General features: G+C 70.5%; 18 protein-coding genes and 2 riboswitches. Of the genes, 9 read left to right on the plus strand and 9 right to left on the minus strand.

All coding sequences use genetic code 11. The annotated features are described in order from the left end of the window. Genes H6G99_RS10050 through H6G99_RS10060 form a run of 3 tightly spaced genes read right to left on the minus strand, consistent with a single transcriptional unit; the run spans position 1 to position 2608 of the window. Positions 1-1143, minus strand: a complete 1143-nt coding sequence (locus H6G99_RS10050; protein WP_190611373.1) for an MSMEG_0568 family radical SAM protein — start codon at positions 1141-1143, stop codon at positions 1-3. Continuing rightward, positions 1136-2125 (minus strand): Nit6803 family nitrilase, encoded by a 990-nt coding sequence (locus H6G99_RS10055; protein ID WP_190611375.1) that lies wholly within the window; start codon positions 2123-2125, stop codon positions 1136-1138. The genes H6G99_RS10050 and H6G99_RS10055 overlap by 8 nt, the downstream gene beginning before the upstream one ends. Continuing rightward, positions 2126-2608: an MSMEG_0572/Sll0783 family nitrogen starvation response protein gene (locus H6G99_RS10060; RefSeq protein WP_035833359.1), complete on the minus strand. Its 483-nt coding sequence runs from the start codon at positions 2606-2608 to the stop codon at positions 2126-2128. Between the two features lie 186 nt (positions 2609-2794). On the opposite strand from H6G99_RS10060, the gene H6G99_RS10065 reads away from it, so the two are divergent. Continuing rightward, entirely contained in the window at positions 2795-4099 is a 1305-nt protein-coding gene (locus tag H6G99_RS10065) for an MSMEG_0569 family flavin-dependent oxidoreductase (protein ID WP_353617217.1), read from the plus strand. A gap of 4 nt (positions 4100-4103) precedes the next feature. Here H6G99_RS10065 and H6G99_RS10070 read toward each other — a convergent pair whose 3' ends face one another. Then, a complete protein-coding gene (locus H6G99_RS10070) occupies positions 4104-4739 on the minus strand; it encodes a HupE/UreJ family protein (protein WP_190611376.1) in 636 nt (211 codons plus the stop codon). Between the two features lie 25 nt (positions 4740-4764). Continuing rightward, a riboswitch (cobalamin riboswitch) is annotated at positions 4765-4928 on the minus strand. Positions 4929-4978: 50 nt separating this feature from the next. After that, positions 4979-5137: riboswitch (cobalamin riboswitch) on the plus strand. Between the two features lie 24 nt (positions 5138-5161). On the opposite strand from H6G99_RS10070, the gene H6G99_RS10075 reads away from it, so the two are divergent. After that, positions 5162-5770: a HupE/UreJ family protein gene (locus H6G99_RS10075; protein WP_190611378.1), complete on the plus strand. Its 609-nt coding sequence runs from the start codon at positions 5162-5164 to the stop codon at positions 5768-5770. On the opposite strand, the gene H6G99_RS10080 is transcribed toward H6G99_RS10075, so the two are convergent. From H6G99_RS10080 to H6G99_RS10095, 4 genes are read right to left on the minus strand one after another with little or no spacing between them, the layout of a single operon-like run. After that, positions 5758-6753 (minus strand): BadF/BadG/BcrA/BcrD ATPase family protein, encoded by a 996-nt coding sequence (locus H6G99_RS10080; RefSeq protein ID WP_190611379.1) that lies wholly within the window; start codon positions 6751-6753, stop codon positions 5758-5760. The genes H6G99_RS10075 and H6G99_RS10080 overlap by 13 nt on opposite strands. After that, positions 6744-8060 (minus strand): IctB family putative bicarbonate transporter, encoded by a 1317-nt coding sequence (locus H6G99_RS10085; protein ID WP_190611380.1) that lies wholly within the window; start codon positions 8058-8060, stop codon positions 6744-6746. The genes H6G99_RS10080 and H6G99_RS10085 overlap by 10 nt, the downstream gene beginning before the upstream one ends. After that, positions 8060-8773, minus strand: coding sequence for a tRNA (guanosine(46)-N7)-methyltransferase TrmB (trmB, locus tag H6G99_RS10090; RefSeq protein ID WP_190611469.1), 714 nt, complete (start codon positions 8771-8773; stop codon positions 8060-8062). Before trmB ends, H6G99_RS10085 begins: the two co-directional genes overlap by 1 nt. A gap of 2 nt (positions 8774-8775) precedes the next feature. After that, positions 8776-10095 (minus strand): FIST signal transduction protein, encoded by a 1320-nt coding sequence (locus tag H6G99_RS10095; protein ID WP_190611382.1) that lies wholly within the window; start codon positions 10093-10095, stop codon positions 8776-8778. A gap of 60 nt (positions 10096-10155) precedes the next feature. Between H6G99_RS10095 and H6G99_RS10100 the strand changes: the two genes are divergently transcribed. The 7 genes from H6G99_RS10100 (at position 10156) to H6G99_RS10130 (ending at position 18373) form a co-directional block, all read left to right on the plus strand. Next, the gene (locus H6G99_RS10100; protein ID WP_190611384.1) at positions 10156-10773 is read left to right on the plus strand and encodes a DUF3177 family protein; all 618 of its coding nucleotides are present in this window, start codon (positions 10156-10158) and stop codon (positions 10771-10773) included. 23 nt (positions 10774-10796) lie between these two features. Then, positions 10797-11150, plus strand: a complete 354-nt coding sequence (locus tag H6G99_RS10105; RefSeq protein ID WP_190611385.1) for a DUF7734 family protein — start codon at positions 10797-10799, stop codon at positions 11148-11150. 36 nt (positions 11151-11186) lie between these two features. Beyond that, a complete protein-coding gene (locus H6G99_RS10110; RefSeq protein ID WP_198960115.1) occupies positions 11187-12074 on the plus strand; it encodes a hypothetical protein in 888 nt (295 codons plus the stop codon). Between the two features lie 10 nt (positions 12075-12084). Beyond that, a complete protein-coding gene (locus H6G99_RS10115) occupies positions 12085-12489 on the plus strand; it encodes a VOC family protein (protein ID WP_190611387.1) in 405 nt (134 codons plus the stop codon). Between the two features lie 51 nt (positions 12490-12540). After that, the gene (locus H6G99_RS10120; RefSeq protein WP_199297108.1) at positions 12541-13392 is read left to right on the plus strand and encodes a hypothetical protein; all 852 of its coding nucleotides are present in this window, start codon (positions 12541-12543) and stop codon (positions 13390-13392) included. A gap of 15 nt (positions 13393-13407) precedes the next feature. Further along, positions 13408-14733 (plus strand): glycosyltransferase, encoded by a 1326-nt coding sequence (locus H6G99_RS10125; RefSeq protein ID WP_190611388.1) that lies wholly within the window; start codon positions 13408-13410, stop codon positions 14731-14733. A gap of 343 nt (positions 14734-15076) precedes the next feature. Then, positions 15077-18373 (plus strand): SDR family oxidoreductase, encoded by a 3297-nt coding sequence (locus tag H6G99_RS10130; protein WP_190611390.1) that lies wholly within the window; start codon positions 15077-15079, stop codon positions 18371-18373. A 24-nt stretch (positions 18374-18397) separates the two neighbouring features. Here H6G99_RS10130 and H6G99_RS10135 read toward each other — a convergent pair whose 3' ends face one another. Continuing rightward, positions 18398-21094, minus strand: coding sequence for a sugar porter family MFS transporter (locus H6G99_RS10135; protein ID WP_190611391.1), 2697 nt, complete (start codon positions 21092-21094; stop codon positions 18398-18400). Position 21095 lies beyond the last annotated feature (1 nt).

Genomic DNA, 21095 nt, shown 5'->3' on the forward strand with positions numbered 1-21095 from the left:
TCAGGGGGTGCCCGGCTCCGGGCCGGCTTCGAACAGGGACAGGGCCGAGCAGGCGCCGCACTTGGCGCAGCCGGCCGCCATGGCCTCGGACCTGAGGTCGGAGGCCCGCAACCGGTCGCCCACGGCCGTGTACACCGCCACCATGAAGTCGGTGGAGGGGGCGGGATGGGCTTCCAGGGGGGTGCCGGCGATCGGCACGAAGGGCACCACGAACGGGTAGACCCCCAGGGCGATCAGCCGCTCGCTCACGGCAATGAGGGAGGCGGCGCTGTCCCCCAGGCCGGCCAGCAGGTAGGTGGACACCTGGCCCCGGCCGAACACCGCCACGGCCTCGGCGAAGGCCTCCATGTAGCGCTCCAGCCCCAGCTCCGACTTGCCCGGCAGGATCCGCCGCCGCACCTCCTCTTCCACCACCTCCAGGTGCATGCCGAGGCTGTCGACGCCGGCGTCCTTCATGCGGCGGTACCAGGCCGGGTCTTCGGGGGGCTCGCACTGGGCCTGGATCGGCAGGTCCACCCGGGCCTTGACGGCGGCGGCGGTCTCGGCCATCAGCCGGGCGCCGCGGTCGTCGCTGTTGGGGGTGCCGGTGGTGAGCACCAGCTGGCGCACCCCATCAAGACGCACCGCCGCTTCGGCCACCTCCGCCACCTGGGCCGGCGTCTTTCGCACGAGGGTGCGGCCATCCTCCAGCGACTGCTCGATGGCGCAGAACTGGCACGACTGGGTGCGGTCGCGGAAGCGGATGCAGGTCTGCAGGAGGGTGGTGGCCAGCACGTCCCGGCCGTGCAGCAGGGCGATCGAGCGGTAGGGAATGCCCTCGGCGGTGGCCAGCCCGTAGAAGCGCGGCTCGGGCGGGGTCTCCACCGTCAGGGGCCCGGGGTCGTCGGCTGCGAGGGTCGCGGTGGTGCCGCTCACCTCCAGCCCGCCACCGGCGGCGGTGTCCAGCCGGTAGGGCGAGCTGCCGGCCAGGGCGTTGTAGACGGGCACCATCACCGTGGTGCCGTCGATGCTGAGGGCGCGGTGATCCGAGGGGCCTGCCCCGCCCCGGCGGCCGGGGTTGCCAGGCACGGCCGGGTCGACCACCCCGTGCACCTGCAATTCGGTGAGCCGGCGCCCCAGGGCGCGGCGATCGTGCTCAGCCATGGTGCAGCTCCTCCAGCAGCGGCAGGCCCGGAGCCGTCTCGCCGGCGGGCTCTGGGGGCCGCTCATGCAGCTGGCGGGCGGGGCTGCGGTCGATCAGCAGCCCCAGCAGGTCGGGGCGGCTGTAGTGGCCGACGCTGTCCATCATGCGTTTACGTTTGGTGATCAGGGTCAGGTCGAGTTCGGCGATGGCCAGCCCCTCGCCATCGGGCAGCGGCCCGGCCAGGTAGCGGCCCTCCGGGCTGATCACCGCCGTGTGGCAGCCCCCCTGGCAGGCCTTCTGCAGCACCGGTTCGGGCGTGATCCGCTCGATGTCCTCCGGCTCCAGCCAGGCGGTGGAGGAGACCACGAAGCAGCCGGCCTCGAGGGCGTGGTGGCGCAGGGTGACGGCGGTCTGCTCGGCGAAGATCGGCCCCACCAGCGAGCCGGGGAACTGGGCGCAGTGGATCTCCTCGCCCTGGGCCATCAGGCTGAAGCGGGCCAGGGGGTTGTAGTGCTCCCAGCAGGCCAGGGCGCCGATGCGGCCGAGGGCGGTGGGCACCACCTGGAGGCCGGCCCCGTCCCCATGGCCCCACACCATCCGCTCGTGATACGTGGGGGTGAGCTTGCGGCGCTTCAGCACCAGCTCACCGGCGGAATCGATCAGCAGCTGGGCGTTGTAGAGGCTGCCCCCGTCCCGCTCGTTGATGCCCAGCAGCACGTGCAGGCCGAGCTGGCGGGCGGCGGCGGCGATCCGGCCCAGGGCCGGGCCGGGCACCGTCACCGCCTGCTCGTAGAGCTTCAGGTGCGACTTGCCCATCAGCACCGGCGGCTCCACGAAGGAGAAGTAGGGGTAGTAGGGCAGGAACGTCTCGGGGAAGACGATCAGCTGCACCCCGGCCGCGGCGGCCTCCTCCATGGCCGCCACCACCCGCGCCACCGATCCCTCCAGGCTGTAGAGCACCGGACGGATCTGGGCGGCGGCGACGGTGACCGTGGCGGGCATTCAGAGCGTCCAGGTGTCGAGGATGAAGGCGCCTTCCTTGCGGTGCAGGAGCACGATGTCGAGCACATCGAGGGGGTTGACCGGGATGATCCCGGGGATCAGGGCGCCTTCGCCGTGGCCGTAGAGGGCCTGGAGGGCGAAGCGGCAGGCGTAGACCTTGCCGCCCTGGTCCATGAACTTCTGGATGCGGGCGCCGAAGTTGAGGTGGCCGTCGAAGGCGGCATCACCGAGCTTGGGGAAGCCCCGCTGCAGACCCAGGGTCACGCCGGGGCCGTAGAGCAGGATCGAGGTCTCGAAGCCCTTGTTGATCAGGCGGCTGGCCTGCAGCAGGTTCACCAGGCCGATGGAACCTTCGAAGGCCACGGTGTGGAAGGTGACCAGGGCCTTCTCACCGGGTTCGGCCTTGACGTCGGGAAAGACCTTCTCCTCGTAGTCGACGAGGAACTCACCCGTCTGGTTGGCGGGACGGCTGACCTGGGGCATGGCGAGGTGCGGTCGGTTGGATCGGCATGGGGGACCGTGCCACGGATGAACTTTTGTTCTGTGTCGCCGATGCCACCGAATGCCGGCGCCGGGTACCGGTACTCACGGCGCCCGGGCGATCCGTGCCGGTCGTTACAGGAGGTATCGCCAGGGGCGGCCAGCATCGGTTTTCGTTCAGGCGCCGGGGTGGCTGTGGCAAGGGGTTCGGAGTCGGTGCAGCGGCATGCGGTGGTGGTGGTGGGCGGCGGCCAGGCGGGGCTGTCGATCGCCCACTGCCTGCAGAAGCGGGGGGTGCGGCCCCTGGTGCTGGAGCGCCACCGCATCGGCCATGCCTGGGCCCGCCAGCGCTGGGAGTCCTTCTGCCTGGTGACGCCCAACTGGCAGTGCCGGCTCCCGGATTTCCCCTACGACGGCGACGACCCCGAGGGCTTCATGGGCCGCGAGGAGATCGTCCGCTATGTGCAGCGCTTCGCTGACCACATCCAGGTGCCCGTGCGCGAGGGCGTGGCTGTCAATCGCCTGGAGGCCAGGGGTACGGGCTTCCTGCTTTCCACCGATGAGGGCCCCATCGAGGCGGAGCAGGTGGTGATCGCCACCGGCGGCTACCACCGCCCCAAGCGCCACCCCCTCGCTGCCCGCCTGCCGGAGGGGATCCTGCAGATCGATGCCCGCGACTACACCAGCCCTGAGTCGCTGCCCGCTGGCCCGGTGCTGGTGGTGGGCAGTGGCCAGTCGGGCTGCCAGATCGCCGAAGACCTCTTCCTGGCCGGCCGCCGGGTGCACCTGAGCGTCGGCAGCGCCCCCCGCTCCCCCCGCCGCTACCGCGGCCGCGACGTGGTCGACTGGCTCGATCGCATGGGCTACTACGCCATGCCGATCCACCAGCACGCCGATCCCAAGGCGGTGCGGGGCAAGACCAACCACTACCTCACCGGCCGCGACGGCGGCCGGGAGATCGACCTGCGCCGCCGCGCCCTCGAGGGGATGGTGCTGCACGGCCGCCTGGCCGACCTGGGCCACGACCGCATCCAGTTCGCCGGCGATCTGGCCGCCAATCTCGACGGTGCCGATGCCGTCTACAGCCGCATCTGCCGCAGCATCGACGACCACATCGCCAAAGAGGGCCTCGATGCGCCCGAGGAAGCGCCCTACGTCCCCTGCTGGACGCCTCCCCCAGGTGCTCCCGAGCCCCTCGAGCTGACGGCCGAGCCGCTGGCGGCGGTGATCTGGTGCACGGGCTACAGCCCGGATTTCTCCTGGGTGGAGGTGCCCGTGTTCGACGGCGCCGGCCATCCGGTCCACGAGCGGGGTCTCACCCGGGTGCCGGGGTTTTATGTCCTGGGCCTGCCCTGGCTGCACACCTGGGGCTCGGCCCGCTTCTGCGGCGTCGCCGACGACGCCGAGTACCTGGCGGAGGCGATCCGCCTGCGGGCCTCCCACCGTGCCGCCAGCCAGGAGCGGCTGGAGTGCACGGCTCTGCTGGGCACCTGAGCCCTCAGGCCACCAGGGTCGACCAGGTGAAGGCCAGGCCGATGCCCATCAGCAGGCCGGCGGTGATGTTGACCGCACCGCTGGAGGCTGTGCGGCGCCAGCGCCGGACGGCCGTGAGGGCCACCAGCAGCAGCAGGCTCTGGCTCACCAGCAGACCCACCAGGTAGAAGCCGATCGGGGTGGGTTCCCAGCCGAGGACGGCGCCGCTGAGGGCGTAGCCGTGCAACAGGAAGGCGGGCACCAGCACGGCCGGCGGCAGGCGCCGGGCCAGCACCAGGCCGGTGAGGGCCACCGAGAGGGCCACCAGGGGCTCGATCCAGGGGAAGCCCGGCAGGGCCAGCCCAAGGGCGTTGCCCACCAGACCGCAGCCCAGCAGGGCCAGCACCCAGCGGAAGGGCTGGACGATGCCCACCAGGCCGATGGCCAGCAGGAACAGCAGGTGGTCGGGGCCCAGGATCGGGTGGGCCAGGCCGCTCAGCAGGCCGGTGAGGACGCCCGGCTTCATGCCGGTGAGATCCATCAGGTGGTGGGCCGAAGCGGGAGCCGCCAGCAGCAGCGGCAGGGCGCACACAGCGACAAGGGCGATGGGCATGGCGATGGGCAGGGCGCCGCGCCGCTTGGCCAGGGAAGGCAGATTCATGGATGTTCTCCGGTCCTCGCCGGCAGGAAAGGTGTCGTGGGGGGTGAGCGTTCTGACTGAGGACGCCGGGGCGGGGGCCGCGGTGTCCATCACAGCTGCGGGACAGCGGCGGACTTGGGTCACCCCGCACCGCCTTTCCTCCTTGCGTCCTCCCCGTGAAGGGGAGGAACCTCCTGCGGGCCATCCTCCCCCCTTACCGGTCAGAAGCTGCGGTCATCGGGCGGCAACGTCACTGGCTGCGGGCACAATGGGTGGACGGTTCCCGGGGTTCACCTCCGGGAGGAAACGAGGAAAGTCCGGTGCACGGCAGGGTTCTCCCTTCCATCATTCCGGCGCTGTCCCGCAGCTGTGATGGGGTCACCCTCAGCCAGAACGCTCGCCGTGAACCGTTCCTTCCATCCCGGCGCGGACCGGGAACCTCGATGACCCACTTCTCCCGTCTGCGCTCCTGGACCCTGCTGGGGGGCGCCGCCGCCCTTGGTTTCGTGCTCGTCGGCCAGCCGGCCCAGGCCCATGGCCTGGCCCACGGCGGCCTCGGCTACGGCTTCCTCCACCCGATCACCGGAGTCGACCACCTGCTGCTGCTGATCGGTGTCGGCGCCGCCGCCTCCTATGTGTCGGCCCAGCTGCTGCTCTGGGGCCTGGCCGGTGCGGTGCTGGGGGGGCTGGCCGGGGCCATGGGCTTCACCATGCCCTTCGCCGAGGTGCTCGCCGCCCTGGCGATCTCGGCGGTGGCCCTGCTGACGCTGAACTCCCACCGCGAGGGCCGCAGCCCTGGTCTGGCCTTCGGTGGCGGCCTGGTGGCCGCGGCGGTGGCCCTGCATGGCGCCCTGCACGGCGGTGAGGCCCCTGTCGATGCTTCGGCCTTCGGCTGGTGGGCCGGTGCCCTGGCCGCCTCGGTGCTGGTCAGCGGCGGTTCTTTCCTGCTGATGCGCCGCCTTCCCCTGGCCTGGACCACCCGGCTGGCCCTGCTGCTGGCCGTGCTCGGCGGCGCCCTGGCCCTCGTTCCCCTGGCGGCTCAGGCCGGCTGAGGCTCCTGAAGCAGGGCCGCCGCCAGCGCCAGGGCCCCCTGGCAGGCATCGCCGGCGGCCCCCACCAGCCGGCTGCCCGGCAGGGCCAGGGTCAGGCTGCGGCCGAAGGGGTCCCGCAGCTGCTCCAGATGGAGCAGCGCTCCTCCCATCGGGCACACCGCCGGCCCCACCAGATCCAGGCACCGGGCCACTCCTGCCGCCATCGCCGCCAGCGCCCCTGCGTTGTGCTCCATCACGGCGAGGGCCCGGGGATCGCCGGCGGCGGCCAGTCGATCGAGCACCGGCGCCAGCCGGGCAAAGCCGGCGGCGCCGAACCCGTCGGCCACCACCAGCGCCTTGAGCCGCTGGGGAGATCCCGGGTCGTCCGGGTCCAGATCCAGGGCCTCCCACAGGGCCCGCCGCAGCGGAGTTTCGGGGAGGCGGCCATCGGCCATCTGCAGGCTCAGGGCCAGGCCGTCCCGACCGATGTCCATGGCCGAACCGGCCCCGTCCAGCAGCCAGCCCCAGCCAGCGCAGCGGTGCTCGCGCCCGCGGCCGTCGCGGCCGACGGCGATGGTGCCGGTGCCGCTGATCACCACGATGCCGGGGCCGGCAGGGAAGGCCCCGCGCAGGGCGGTGCGCTCGTCGCCGGTGACCACCACCTTCTCCGGGGCCAGCCCCAGGGCGGCGGCCGCCAGGGCTCGCCCCTGGTCCTGCACCGCCGTGCCCTGTTCGATGCCGCTGGCCCCCACGGAGGCTGCCACCAGTACGGCCGTGCCGGCGGACTCGCCGGCGTCGATGAGATGGGCCCGGGCCCGCACCAGGCTCTCCCGCAGGGCGGCCCCGAAGCGCTCGGGACCCTCGGGGGCGGCTAGGTGGCAGACGCCGGGGCCTTCCCCTTCCCCGACCACCGGGCCAAGCCCCGGCGGGATGCCATCGCCTACAAGGGCCAGGCGGCAGGTGGTGTGGGTCTGACCGGCGTCGAAGCCGGCGATCAGTCGCATGGCGCGGGATCCGCCGCCGAGGCGGCGAGGGTGGCCAGGCTGAACAGGGCGATCAGCTGCACCTCCGGCCGGAAGAAGATCGTGTCGGTGAGGCCCTGCACCCCCAGCCCGGCGAACACGGCCACCGCCGCCAGGCAGGGCAGGGCCAGGGGGGCGCTGCTGCGCCACTGGCCCAGGCCCACCTTCACGGCGCTCAGCAGCAGGCCCAGCCCCGCCAGCAGCCCCGGAATGCCGGCCTCCACCAGCAGCTCCAGGGGGATGGAGTAGGCGCTGAGGGCGTTGAACTTGGGCTGCTGGTACAGCGGATAGATGAGGTTGAAGGCGCTGTTGCCCGGGCCGATCCCGATCCAGGGGCGGTCCTGGATCATCGCCAGGGCCGAGGTCCAGACGTTCATGCGGAAGTTGTTGGAGCTGTCCTCCCGGCCGGCCACCAGGCTCATCACCCGCACCCGCAGCGGCTCCACCTGGGTGACCAGCAGCACCAGCGCCACGGTGGCCCCGGCCAGCAGCAGCAGGGGGAACAGGCGCCGCCAAAGGGGCGGCCAGTCGCGGGTCTGGCGCAGCACCAGCAGCAGGGCCAGCAGGCCCAGGGAGGCCACCATCCCCATCCAGGCGCCGCGGCTGTAGGTGAGCACCAGGGCCACCAGGCCCAGCACCAGGCTGGCTAGGGCGAACAGGCGCCGGCCCCGCCCCTGCCAGCGCAGCAGGGCCACCACGGCCAGGGGCAGGATCGGCAGCAGGTAGCCCCCCAGCAGGTTGGGGTTTTCGAGGGTGCTGTAGATGCGCACCGTGCCTTCGGCCACCGAGTTGTTGTCCGACCAGCGGGCCAGGGCCCCGGGGGCCTCGTAGAGCTGGCGGATGCCGATCACGCTGGTGATCAGTTCACCGGCCAGCAGGGCGCCGACGAGCCGGTCCCACCAGGCCGGGGCGGCGGCCAGCAGCTGGCGCATCAGGGCGTAGACGCTCAGGTAGCTGAGCAGCTTGAACAGGCCCACCAGGGCGGCCTTCGGCACGGGCGAAAAGCCGGTGGCCACCACGGCGATCGCGATCACCAGCAGCAGCCAGATGTTGATGGCGCCGAGGCGGCCCGGCGGGGTGCGCAGGGCCCAGACCACCCAGAGCAGGGCGGAGGCGGCGATCAGCAGGCTCAGGCCCTCCCGGGTCACCAGGGGCAGGCCGACCATCAGGGCGCAGAGGATCCAGCCCGCCACCAGGGGCAGGTGGGCGCCGAGGCGGCCGGCGGGCAGGCCGGCCAGCAACCCCTGCCAGCGCAGCAGCAGGGGCACGGGAGCTGGGGCAGGCACCATCAATCCGCTTCAGCGTCGAGGCGATTATCGACGCCACTGGTGGTGGGTTCCAGGTGGGCTTCCAGATCGGCCAGTGGCGGCAGGGGGGCGTTGTTGCGGCGGTAGAGGCTGCGGTGCACCGGCTTGCCCTCGGCCAGCACCTGGCCTTCCCGTTCGGTGGCCACCGGCAGGGGATTTCGCTCAGGGCCGCACTCCTCGGGCCCGGCCAGCTCGAAGGCGCCGCTGGCCCCCACCAGCTGCCGCATCGGGGTGATAAGGGCCTCCACATCGCTCTGCAGGAACAGGGTCCGGCCGGGGGCGAGGGCCGCGGCGATCGCCAGCAGCAGGGCGGGCTGCAGCACCCGGCGCTTGCGGTGGCGCAGCTTGAACCAGGGGTCAGGGAACTGCAGCGTCACCAGTTCCAGCTGCCCGGGGCTCAGCTGCGCCAGCCACTCCGGCAGGTTGACGTTGGCGTTGCCGTAGAGGAAGCGCAGGTTGGTGAGATTGTCCCGGCGGCGGTCGTCCTCGGCGGCCTCCACCAGGGGCCGGCGGATCTCCAGGCCGAGGTGGTTGCGCTGCGGCGCCAGGGGCGCCATGGCCAGCAGGAAACGGCCCCGGGCGGAGCCGATATCCAGATGCAGGGGCAGGGAGGGATCGGCGAACAGCTCGATCAGTTGCGGCAGGGGCCGCGCCAGCTGGTGGATCCGGCTGAGGGGATTGACGTGCTGACGCACCATCAGAGCGGTGTGGCGGTGCCCCCGGGCGGGTCGTTGGGCACCAGGAAGCCCCAGCTGGCGGTGTAGCCGTGCAGGTGGGTGGTGCCGCCGACCGGGCCGATCTCACCGTTGCAGAACAGGCCGGCGATCGGCACGGTGCCGAACACCTCGCGACAGAGGCTCACATCCCCGTCGGCCTCGCCGTAGAGGCCTTCGCCCCGGCCCAGGCAGGCGAACAGGAAGGCGGCCAGGGGCTCGCTGCGGCGCCGGGCCTGGCCGGCCAGCAGCTGGCGGGATTCGTCCCGGGAGGCATCGGCATCGCGGAGCTGGAACTGCACCTTCTGGCCCACCCGCATCCGTTCCCCCACCGCCACCGCCCCGTTGCGGGGGTCGACGCCGATCAGGTTGCGCACCAGGAAGGAGCCGGGCGCCTCCGCCACGGGGGTGAGGTCGGCGCTGGGGAGGCTGAAGTCGCTGCGGCCGACGCCGAGGAACAGGGAATGCTTCACCTGCTCCCGTTCGGCGGGGGTGAGGTCGACAAGGATCGACTGCAGGGCGGCCACGGGGCTGTTGCGGGTGCTGCCGCAGCTCACCTCGATCACCACGTTGCGCTGGGCCTGCTCCACCTCCAGCACCGGGCCGATCGGCCGGCAGCCCTGGGCCACCAGGGGATCGAGCCGCCAGGCGCCGCTGATCAGGCAGCCCACCGCCCCGTTGCGGACCGTGTCGGCGGGAGTGTTCGGGGCAGCGGTGCCGCTGTCGAAGAGCAGGGAGCCGTGGGCGGCGCTGTGGGGGCCGGCGATGCCGCCCACCTTGGTGGTGTTGGGGTAGGCGTAGTCCAGGCCGCTGATCAGGTCGTTGATGGCGGTGCCGGTGGGATCAAGCAGCAGCAGCATCGACTGGCCGTCCTCGAGTTCGCCCCCCACCCGCTCTCGCCAGGGCTCGGCCGGGCCATCAAGGTCGGGCAGGGAGGTGGTGTCGATGGCGAAGGGATGGAGGCTGGCGCCCGGGAGCCGCAGCAGGGTGACCGTGAGGGCCGGCTGCTGTTCGATCTCATGGGGCGCGCCCGCCGGATCGGTGCCCACCACACCGCCGCCGACGCAGCCCAGCCAGTGGGCGGCGCTGAGTTTCTGCTGCAGCAGGGGCAGCAGGCGGGGCAGGTCGCTGGCGTAGCTGGCGGAGGCGAACACCAGGGCCAGGTCGGCCTCACCGGCGCCCCGGAGCTGCTCGAACACCTGGTTGACGGCTTCCTGGAGCGAGGCATCCCGGCCGAGGGCGGTGCGGCACCAGGGGGCGTCGGGACGACGCTGCAACCAAGGAAAGGAGGGGAGGGAGCCCATGGACGGACCCTATCGCCTGGGGGGCACACGGATAATGGCGCCTTACCGAACCGAGCGGACGTGCCGGAACAGCTCTATCGCTCCCTGGTCTGGCTCGACGTGCGGCTGGGAATGCTGTTCGCCGTTGGGCTGCCGCTGGTGCTGCTCGTCTGGGCGGCGCTTCGCAGGGAGCAGGCCCTGGTGCGCCTGATGGGCCTCTACTGGAAGGTGGCCAGCCTGCAGCTGATCGCCCTGCTGCTGCTCACGGGCAACCGCCCCACCGGCTTCCTGCTGCTGGTGGTGGCGCCGCTGCTGGTGGTGGCGGCCCTGTGGTTCTGGGTGGACCTCAACGAGGAACTGGCGGACATGCCCCCCTGGCGGGCCCTGCCGCTCACCCTGCGCATCTGGCGCTGGAGCCTGACGCTGCTGTCCCTGGGCGGGGCGAGCCTGGCCGTCACCGCCCTGCCCTGCATGGGCGGCGCCGGTGCCGGCCTGAGCCTCTGCCGGGCCTGGCTGGAGGCCCCCGAGGGGCTCCACGGCGTGGTGGCCAAGGTGTTCGCCTTCGTGTTCGGCGGCGAGTGGACGACGGGGGTAGCCGCCTTCGTCGGCTATGCGGCCCTGGTGGCCTACGTGGTGGGCCTGCTGCAGTGGCTGGTGGTGCGCCTGCCGCGCCTGGGCCGAGTGGCCGGCGAGTTCTGAGCTGTTCTTCGGCGTTGTCCCCCATGACCGACACCACGCCCGACGCCGCCTCCCCCTCCGTGGCGGCCCTGCTGGCGGCGCTGGAAGTCATCAGCCGCGAGCGCCCCGACCGGGTGCTGCGCCTGGTGGGCACCCTGCCGGCGTCGGAAGAAGACGAACCCTTCGAGCTGCTGATCTTCCGCGGCTTCTCCAGCAGCGTCACCCACCCCACCGCCTTCGACCCCGACCAGCCGGCCCTGCCGGCGTCGGCCCGCATCGCGGCGGCCGAACTGCTGGCCGGCCCCCTCAACCCCAGCGACGAGCGGCTCCTGGCGGGCCCGCTGCCGGCGGCGACCTATCTGGATGCGGGGGCCTGGGAAGGAACGGCAGGGGGCTGATTCGGCGGCCTGCCCGGTGGCTGGGGGGAGGCCATTATGGATTTGTCGCCAACAGCCGTTGGCGGATCAAGAGACAACGAGGACATCCTGGCCATGCCGTGTCTCCCTTCTCATGGCCGCGTTGATTGCAACCTGTGCTTTGAAGGCAAGCCAGTCGTTTTCGACAAGACCAGACGTAAGGAAGGCGACTGGCGCATCACCAATAATCCACTTGCCTGGGGAAGCAGCACTCCTGAAATCGTGCTCCTTGGCTTCTCAAAGGGACCGCGTCAGGCGGGTTCCTTGGCCAGCACTCCGCACGACGAGATTGCCTTCAAGGCGAGTCGTGGAAACGTAGCCAAAATCCTCGCCCATCTTGGTCTGCTGCCAGGGGTGCTGATGGAGAGGGGCAGCAAGGCCGTGGATGAACTGATCGCAGACCCATCCGGACGCTTCCATTTTGGCTCCCTAGTGCGCTGCACGGTCGAGCGATACGACAGGAAGTCGGCGGGTTGGAAGGGATCTGGCGGTGGAATGCTTGATCAGTTTGTGGCCCTGCCGTTTGGACACGACGTGGCCACCAGTTGTGCCAGCCGCTTCCTCGGCTCCCTTCCCGAGGCGACGAAGCTCATCGTCATGTTTGGCTTGGGCACTGGCCTCAACTATGTCGACGCAGCCATGAAGATCTTCGGGTTTGCCCGGCCCGGAGAGTGGCGGAAACTGAATGATGTGAGCTATACGGATGGGAAGGTCGTGGTGGTTCATGTCGAGCACTTCGCCTCCCAAGGCTCTTTGATCCCTGACTGGCTTGGGCTGACAGGCAAGCCCCGCGCGCGGCTTGGACGCCTGGCACAGGAGTCCGTCCTGGCCGCCATGGGCGAGAGGCGTTCACCCTCTGAGCAGCAGCCTGACTTGCATTGGGGATCAACTCCCTCTTGGACTTGAAGCGGTCCTGATGATCCCCCACGTCCGATTGGCCCGTCCCGTGACGGATCTACGCCGCACGGAGCTGCTGTACGGCGAGGGTCTGGGGCTCACGCGTCTCGACCACTTCGACAACCACGACGGCTTTGACGGGGTGATGCTGGGAGAGCCGGGCGGAACGTATCACTTTGAATTCACGTACTGCCGTACCCATCCCGTCGCTCCCTCACCCACCCCGGAAGACTTGCTGGTGTTCTTTATTCCAGATCGGCAGGACTGGCTGAGGCGCTGTGAAGCGATGCAGGCGGCCGGTTTCATGACCGTGGCCTCCCTGAATCCCTACTGGGACAAGGATGGGTGCACCTTTGAAGATCACGACGGCTATCGGATCGTGCTGCAGGCCGCACCCTGGGATGGGGGAGCGGCGGCGATGTAGGGCTCACTGGCGGGCCTCGGTAGAGTCGCCGCCAGTGAGCCCACGCCGCGTTTGTTCCTTTCAGCCCTTCGATTCGTGGTTCCCCTGGGCGGTCTGGCGCTGGCCCTGGCCCTGCCTGCGGCGGCCCGGGCCGGCAGCTGTGAAGACAGCTTCGCGCAGAAGGGGAACCCCATCTCCGGGACGCGTTTCAGCGCCGAAGTCACGGTCGATGCGTTGACCGTGCCGGTGGCGATTCGCCAGCTGCGCGGCATCGCGGCCACCCGGGGCTACGACATCCTCAGCGAAGAGGCGGACGACGGCAGCATGCTGCTGGAGCAGCGCCGATCGGGCGCCGCCCGGCCCTTCCCGATCATCGCCACCGCCCAGGCCGAGCAGGCCGCCGCCCGGGTGAAGCTGGAGGCGAAGCTGCCGGCGGGGATGCTGGCGGGGGCCGGTGGGGCGCGCACCGAACTCTGCGCCATGTTGAACGCCGTCAAAGGCGGCCCGGAAGGCATCGCGGCGGCGGAGCGGAGCGCCGGGGCGGTGTCAACGGCGGCGCCGGTGGTCATTGATGCCCTGGTGCTGTCGCAGCAGATCTCCCAGGAAGCCGACACCAACGCCGCGTCGATTCCCTCCCGCTACCAGGGCAAGACCTTCACGATCAAGGGTCGGGTGGCCCATGTGGCCAAGGACGGCGGTGCCTATCGCATCGCCTACGACATTCCCAATTCCACCAACGATCTGGCCATCAGGTTCGGCAAGTTCCGCTTCCTGACCCAGATCAGCTGCCTGGCCGCCAAGGGCCAGGGCGCCTATGCCCTCTCCCTGCGGACCGGCCAGGGCATCCAGCTGACGGGTCAGTACAAGGACTACGACCCGGCCCGGCACGTCATGTGGTTCGAGGGTTGCCGGCCGGTCGATTGAGGCCGTGACAACGGCATGAAGATCCTGTTCTCCATGCATGGCGAGGCGGGCCATCACCTGGGGACGTTCCGGCTGGCCAGGGCCCTGGTGTCCCGGGGCCACCGGGTGACCTATCTCGGGCTTCCCCGGGTGAGGCAACTGGTGGAGGACCAGGGCTTCGCGTTCATCGAATTCGCGGGCGATCTCTTTGCCACGCCCGGAGACGGGCAGGAGTCCCCGGCGGGGGAGGCCCTGTTTCGCCGCTACACCACCGCCATCGTCGACGGCAACCTCGATGCCTGCCTGCTCTCGGCCCGGCCGGACCTGCTGCTGTGTGATTCGTTCCTCTGGTACGTGGCCCTGCGGGCCCTGCGGCTGGGCATCCCGACCATCCAGATCTCCACCTCGCTCTTCCTCTTCGACAACGCCCGCATCCCCCCGGCGGTGACCTCCCTCAGGCCGGGCCGGGGCTTGCTCTCGGCCCTGCGGATCTCCCTGGCCTGGAAGCTGATGCATCTGCGGTATCTGGTCACCAAGCGCCTGGCTTCCCGACTATTCGGTGCCTACCGGGCCCCGCTGCGGATGCACCACCTCACCGACACCTTTCTGTGGGTGGCCCGCCAGTCCGGCGTCCGCCTGCGGCGCAACGTCACCTATCTCCAGGATGAGATCGGCCCGCACCTGATCCTGCCCGAGCTTGTGCTGTGTCCGGCCGCCTTCCAGCTGCCGGGCCCGCGGGCGAAGCAGCGGCGCCATTGCGGCGATTTCATTGATTTCCAGCGGCAGGAGCCGCCGCTGCCGTTCGATCCCTCCGGGCGGACGACCATCCTCTGCTCGCTGGGTACGAGCGCGGGGGCCTACGGGCAGGCCCGGCGGTTCTTTGCGGCCGTGGCCGAAGCCAGCGCCCTGACTCCGGAGTTGTTCTTCGTGCTCCACATCAGCGATCCAGCCCTCATCGGCGCGTTCGCGTCATCCGCCAACCTGCTGGTGGTGCCCTGGATTTCCCAGCTCACGCTGCTGCGCCATGCGGCTGTCATGGTGCACCATGGCGGGCTCAATTCGATCATGGAATGTGTCCAGAACGACGTCCCCATGGTGATCCTTCCCTGTGCCAGGGACCAGCCGGGCAATGCCGTCCGGGCGGCCCACCATCAGCTGGCCCTCACGGCGGAGGCCCGATCGATCACCGCCGAGCGTCTCCGCCAGCTGATCGGCGAGGCCATGGCTGATCCGGGACTGAAGCGGGGCCTCAGGCGCATGAAGGAACAGATCGAACGGGAGCGTGGACTGCAGCAGGCGGTGGCCTTCATTGAAGGCTTCACGGCCGACTTCACGGCCGGCGGCGACATTGACGAGCCTTGAATGATTCTTCCGCATCTTTATGTCGTGCCAACTTCAATATGATTCTGCATGCCCACAGCAAGGGTCACCCCCTGTGTGTCTTCACCACAGCCGTCGGCCTGTCACTGGTCGGCCTGTCACTGGAGGATGTCGAGCAGATCAGAACGATCCCCTCCAGTGTGATGCTGCCGACGATGAACTCCCGCCCGGTCAACCTGGAGAATGAAGGTGTCACCGAGGACTTCGTGGCCCCGTCCCATCCCCGGTTACGACCTCTGCAAGTCCTGCATCCACGCCATCAAGCGCCCCCCGAACCTGCCGGTCTTCGCGTTCGACCAGGCACCGGCCTGAGGCCAGGGGCGTCGTGAGCGATTCCAGCGTTGCCCTGCCGTCGCCCCTGGCCTACGGGGCCCTGATCGACACCGTTCTGGCGGCCCATCCCGAGCGCCCCGCCCTGGCCGAGCGCGCCTATGTCGTCGCGGCCGACCCCGCCACGGGAGCCACCCACCGCCAGATCCTGGCGGAGTTCCGCCCCATCACCTACCGAACCCTGCGGGATCGGATCCGCTGCCTGGCCGCGGCTTGGCGCAGCGATCCCGATGGCGTCATCCGGCGCGGGGAGCGGGTGGCGATCATCGGCTTCGCCAGCATCGACTACGCCGTCATCGACCTGGCCCTGGCCTACACCGGGGCCGTGCCGATGCCCCTGTCGGGTCACCATTCGGCCGCCGAGTTCGACGCCATCCTGGAGCGGACCACCCCAGCGGCGCTGGCCGTGTCCATCGCCCAGCTGCCCGCGATGGTGGATCTGGTGCGGCGCCACGGCTGCCTCCGGCAGCTGATCGTCTTCGACGCCGACACCCGGATCACGGCCGAGCGCACCCTCGCTGAGGAGGCCGAGCGAACGCTCCGGGCGGCCGGGTCGACGGTTCCCCTGGTGCTCCTGCCGGATCTCATCGTCCGCGGCCAGGACGCCGCCGCCGACCTCCCTCCCCCGGCCGCCGTCGACCCGGAGGCGATGGCCCTGCTGATCCACACCTCGGGGAGCACCGGTCAGCCGAAGGGGGCCTGCATCTCCGCCGCGGCCCTGGTCAACACCTGGCGCCAGGTCACTGGTCCGGACCCGAAGGTGGCGGTGGTGCTCGCTCCCTTCCACCACATGATGGGCAGGGATTCGATGGTCACCGCCCTGAACTGCGGTGGCCTGGCCTGCTTCACCCTGAAGCCGGATCTCTCCACCGTCTTCGAGGACATCCGTCTGGCCCGACCGACGGGGCTGGTGCTGTTCCCGCGCCTCTGTGAGTGGATCGACCAGCACCTGCGAACGACCCCGCCCGAGGATCTGCGTTCCTTCCTGGGCGACCGGCTGCAATCCATCGTTGTGGCCTCGGCGCCGATCGCGCCCCGCATCCGGTCCCTGATGGAGGCCACCTTCGGGGTGCCGGTGCATGAGGGCTACAGCAGCACCGAGACGGCCAGCGGGGGCCTGGCCATGAACGGCCGGCTCAACCGGCCCAACGTCATCGCCTACCGGCTGCGGGATGTGCCGGAGTCGGGCTACTTCCTCACTGATCGCCCCTACCCAAGGGGCGAACTGTGCGTGAAGACCCGGTTCGGCATCCGGGGGTACTTCAGGAACCCGGAGGCGACGGCGACCCTGTTCGATGCCGACGGCTTCTGCTGCACCGGGGACGTGGTCGAGGAGCGCGGCCCCGGCCAGATCGCCCTCATCGACCGCCGCCGGAACGTCATCAAGCTGTCGCAGGGGGAGTACGTCGCCGTCGGTGCGCTGGAGCAGCTGTTCGCCGACGGCTGCGCCTCGGTGGCCCAGATCCATGTCCATGGCGAGAGCAGCCGTTCCTACCTGCTGGCGGTTGTGGTGCCGGACCCTGAGGCCCTGGCGCGGCGGCCCCGGCCCCCCGCCGATGACGCCGAGCTGATCGCCCTGGTGCGTGAGGAGATGGTGCGGCTGGCCGGCGAGAAGGGCCTGAAAAGCTTCGAGATTCCCCGGGATCTCCTGCTGGCGGACGAACCCTTCTCCCATGCCAATGGCCTGCTGTCCTCCCTGGGCAAGCCGCTCCGGCCCGCCATCCGCCAGCGGTATGCGGCGGCCCTGGCCGCCCTTTATGACAGCCACGACCGTCTCGGTGATGCGGCCCTGGCCACCCTCCGCCGGCCCGGCGCCGCGCTGGGCCTCGAGGAGCGGCTGCGGCTGCTGCTGGGCAGCACCCTCGGCGTCCACGACCAGGCGTCCCTTCAGGATCGCTGCTTCCGCGATCTGGGCGGCGACTCCCTCGCTGCCGTTCAGCTGTCGGTGCGGATCGAAGCGGAGTTCGGCGTCGCCATCGAGGCCAGCCAGATCCTCGGGCCCGACGGCACGATCGCGGCCTGGGCGCGGATGCTCCGGGCCGACGGCTCCGGCCCGGCCCGGGAGCCGGCCGCCGACGTGCTCGTCGCCGCCGACTTCCGGGTGGAGGCCTTCATCGATACGGCCACGCTGCGGGCCGCGGCGCAATTGCCACCGGCTCCAGGGCCGGCCCGGTCGGTGCTGCTCACCGGGGCGAACGGGTTTCTGGGCGGCCGCGTCGCCCTGGCCTGGCTGGAGCGCCTGGCCAGCACTGGCGGCCGGCTGGTCTGCCTGGTCCGGCCCAGCCGCACCCAGTCGGCCCGGGAGCGCCTCGATGCCCGCTTCGCCCACCTCGAGCCGGCCACGGCGGCGCGCTGGCGCACGCTGGCGGAGCAGCACCTGGAGGTGGTGGCCGGCGACATCGGCGAGCCGCGGCTGGGGCTGGACGCCGTCACCTACGAGCGGCTGGCCCACGGCCTCGAGGCCATCGTCCACTGCGCGGCCCTGGTGAATCACCGGCTCGACTACCGCCACCTCAGCCGACCCAATGTCATCGGCACCGCCGAGGTGGTGCGGCTGGCGCTGACGCACCGGCGCAAGCCGATCGCCATGGTCTCCACCATCGGCGTGGCCCCGCTGAAGGAACGGGTCCGTCTCGATGGCTCCTATGCCAACGGCTACATCGCCAGCAAGTGGGCCTGCGAGCAGCTGCTGGGCTCCACCCACGCCACCACCGGCCTGCCGATCCGCATCCTGCGATCGGGGCTGGTGCTGCCCGATCGGCACCTGGCCGGGGAATGCAACCCGGACGACATTCTCTCGCGGCTGATCCACAGCCTCCTGCTCACGGGCCTGGCCCCCCCGGCCTTCAGCGTCACCGATGCAGCCGGCCAGGCGGCGGGCTTCCGGGCCAGCGGCCTGCCGGTGGATCAGCTGGCGCAGGCGATCGTGGCCCTCGGGGATGGCGCGCCCGAGGGCTTCCACCAACTCACCCTCGGTGGCCCCGCCGACGGCGCCTTTCCCCTGGAGGCCCTGGTGGAGCGGATCGAGGCGGCGGGCTTCCCCCTGGAGCGGACGGCCAGCTACGGGGAGTGGCTGGAGCGGATCGAGCCGGCCCTGCGGCGGCTGCCGGCGGCCCAGCGGTCCCTGTCGCTGCTGGATGTGCTGGAGGCGTACCGCCCCGCCCCGGTCCCGGAGGCTGCATCCCCGGAGGTGGCGGAGCAGGGGGCCGAGGCGTTCGCGGGCTTCCCGGCGGCCTACCTGGGCAAGGTCTGCGCCGACGCCGTCGCGGCCGCCGGCGTCGGTGCCGCCTGAGTCAGGGCCCCGCCGGGACCAGGGTCAGCGCAGGGCGGCGGGAGGTTGTCCCGCCAGCCAGTGCCCCTCGATGGCCTCGAGGCTCCGGCCCCGGGTCTCCGGCATCACGAAGGCCCAGAAGGGGAGGGCCAGGGCGGCGATGCCGGCATTGACGAAGAACACCACCGCCAGTCCCAGGGCGTCGGCGAGCATCGGGAACAGGAAGGACGCCGCCATGCCGCAGAGGAGCTGGAAGGCGATCACGAAGCCGATGGCCCGATCCCTGACCGTCTGGGGAAAGATCTCCGACACGACCATGCCGCAGACGGAGGCCAGGCTCAGGGAAAAGGAGGAAACGAAGAGGATGAAACAGATCAGGACGAGATATTGAACGGCAGGGGTGCCCTGGGGCAGCACGGCGAAGATCAGCCCGAAGCCGATTGAGCTGGTGAGGATGCCGAGGATGCCCATCAGGAACTGGGTGCGGCGCCCCAGCCGATCGACCAGCAGGAAGGAGAGGGAGGACATGGCCAGGCCGAAGCCACCGACCCCGATGGTGGTCAGCAGGATGGCGGTGGTGGGATCGCTCACGCCGCAGGCCTGAAAGATCGTCGGGCTGTAGTAGGTGACGATGATGATGCCCGTGCATTCCTGGAAGAACACCAGGGCCAGGCCGATCAGCAGGGGAGGCCGGATGGTTTTCGAGAACAGGGGCATCGCCCCCGGGCCCGCCGAGGTGTGCTCGACGCTGGCCTTGAGCTGGGCCACCTCCTCCCTGGGGTTGCCGACGCAGAGCCTCTGCAGCATCCGCTCCGCCGTGCTGAAGCGGGACTGGGTGATCAGCCAGCGCGGCGATTCCGGCAGGAACAGGGCGCCGATCCCCAGCAACAGCGCCGGCACGGAACCCAGGTAGAGCATCGCCCGCCATCCCTCCGGCACGCCCATCAGCAGGGTGCTGGTCCCGTAGGCGGAGAGGGAGCCGATGCCCACCGCCAGATTCTGAATGTTGTTCAGCCGGCCCCGGATCGGGGCCGGGGCGATTTCGGTGATGTAGAGCGGCACGATGCTGGCGGTCACCCCGGTGGCCAGGCCGGTGACGAGGCGACCGAGCACCAGGATCTGCACCGAGTCGGCGAGGCCGGAGACGGCGGTGCCGACGATGAGCACCACGGTCGTCGTCATCAGCATGTAGCGCCGGCCGAAGGCCCCCGCCAGATGGCCGCTGATGAACGATCCCAGGATCGCCCCCACCAGCACCGAGCTCACCACCAGCCCGCTGCTGAAGGGGGTGAGGGCGAACGCCGTGCGGATCTGCAGCAGCGCCCCGGCGATGATCGTCAGGTTGTAGCCGAAGAAGATGCCGCCGATGGTCACCACGGTGGTGGCCAGGGTGGCGGCGATCTCATTGCGCTCATCGGCCGTCCCTGAGCGGTGCCAGGTGCGGCGGATCTGGGAGAAGCGCAGCCGCCGGGTCTCCGGGTAGAGGAAGAAGCACAGCGGCAGCGCCACCAGGGCCGTGGCCAGCGACACCCCGTAGACCGCCAGGGTGTCGGCCGGGGAGTCGACCGACAGGGCGGCGACCACCATGACGGCATTGATCAGCCAGTTGACGGTGATCGGAATGCTCATCGAGAGCCCCCGCACCGGCAGCGGATACATCTCGGCCACGAACAGCCAGGGCAGGGGCCCCAGGCCGATGGCGAAGAAGAACACGTAACCCAGGATCAGGAAGGGGCTGACGGCCACCGCCAGCGGCGGGAACGCGGTGGTGGTGGCGTCGAGAATCAACCCGGCCAGGCAGAGGGCCAGGCCCGCCAGGCCGGCCAGCAGCAGGGGCCGGCGGCCGATGCGATCGACGAGCAGCACGAACAGCAGGGTGCTGAACAGATTCACCAGGCCGACCACGATCACCGGATCCCAGCCCAGATCGAAGCCCGCAAACAGGGAGCCGTCGCCCGCCAGCTGCAGCACGAAGTTGATGCCGCTCAGCTGCTGGATGGCGAACAGCAGGATGCCGATCCCCAGAAGTTTTCGGTTCGAGGGCTCCAGCAGCGCCACCCACACATTCGGATGGTTGCCCGTCAGGCTCTCCTCGATGGCGGCCACCTCCGGCTCCACGTTGGGGCCGTGGATCAGCTTCAGCACGGCGCGGGCGGCATCCCCATCGCCCTGCTTGATCAGCCAGGCGGGGGAATCCGGCAGGATGATCGCGCCGGCGCTGACACCCACGGCAAGGATGCCGCTGATCGTGTAGAGCTGGGAAATGTCCTGGCCGTCCACCAGCCTCGTCTCGATGACGAAGGCGAGCACGATGCCCAGGGTGATGCTCAGCTGGTTGAGGGACACCAGGGCGCCCCGGTGCCGGGCCGGGGAGATCTCGGCGATGTAGAGCGGGATTGCCAGGGAGGTGACCCCGACGATGATCCCGAGGAAGAAGCGGGCCACCACCAGCTCCTCGAAGCGCTCGGAGATGGCGCAGGCAAAGCCGAAGAAGGCGTAGCAGGCCGCACTGGTGGTGATCACATCGCGGCGGCTCAGGCCATCCCCGAAGCGGCCCATGAACACGGCCCCGAGGATGGCGCCGAGGAAGAAGGCGCCGCTCAGCAGCACCTGGGAGCCGAGGGTCAACGACCAGTCGCTGGCGGCCGTCGCGGCCACCAGCCCGAGGGTCGTGGCGTTGAAGCCGAACAGCAGGCCCCCCAGGGAGGCCAGCAGCGCGAAGATCCAGACCCTGGGTAGCACC

Origin of the sequence: Synechococcus sp. FACHB-909, from assembly GCF_014698945.1 — a bacterium.
Lineage (GTDB): Bacteria > Cyanobacteriota > Cyanobacteriia > PCC-6307 > Cyanobiaceae > Cyanobium.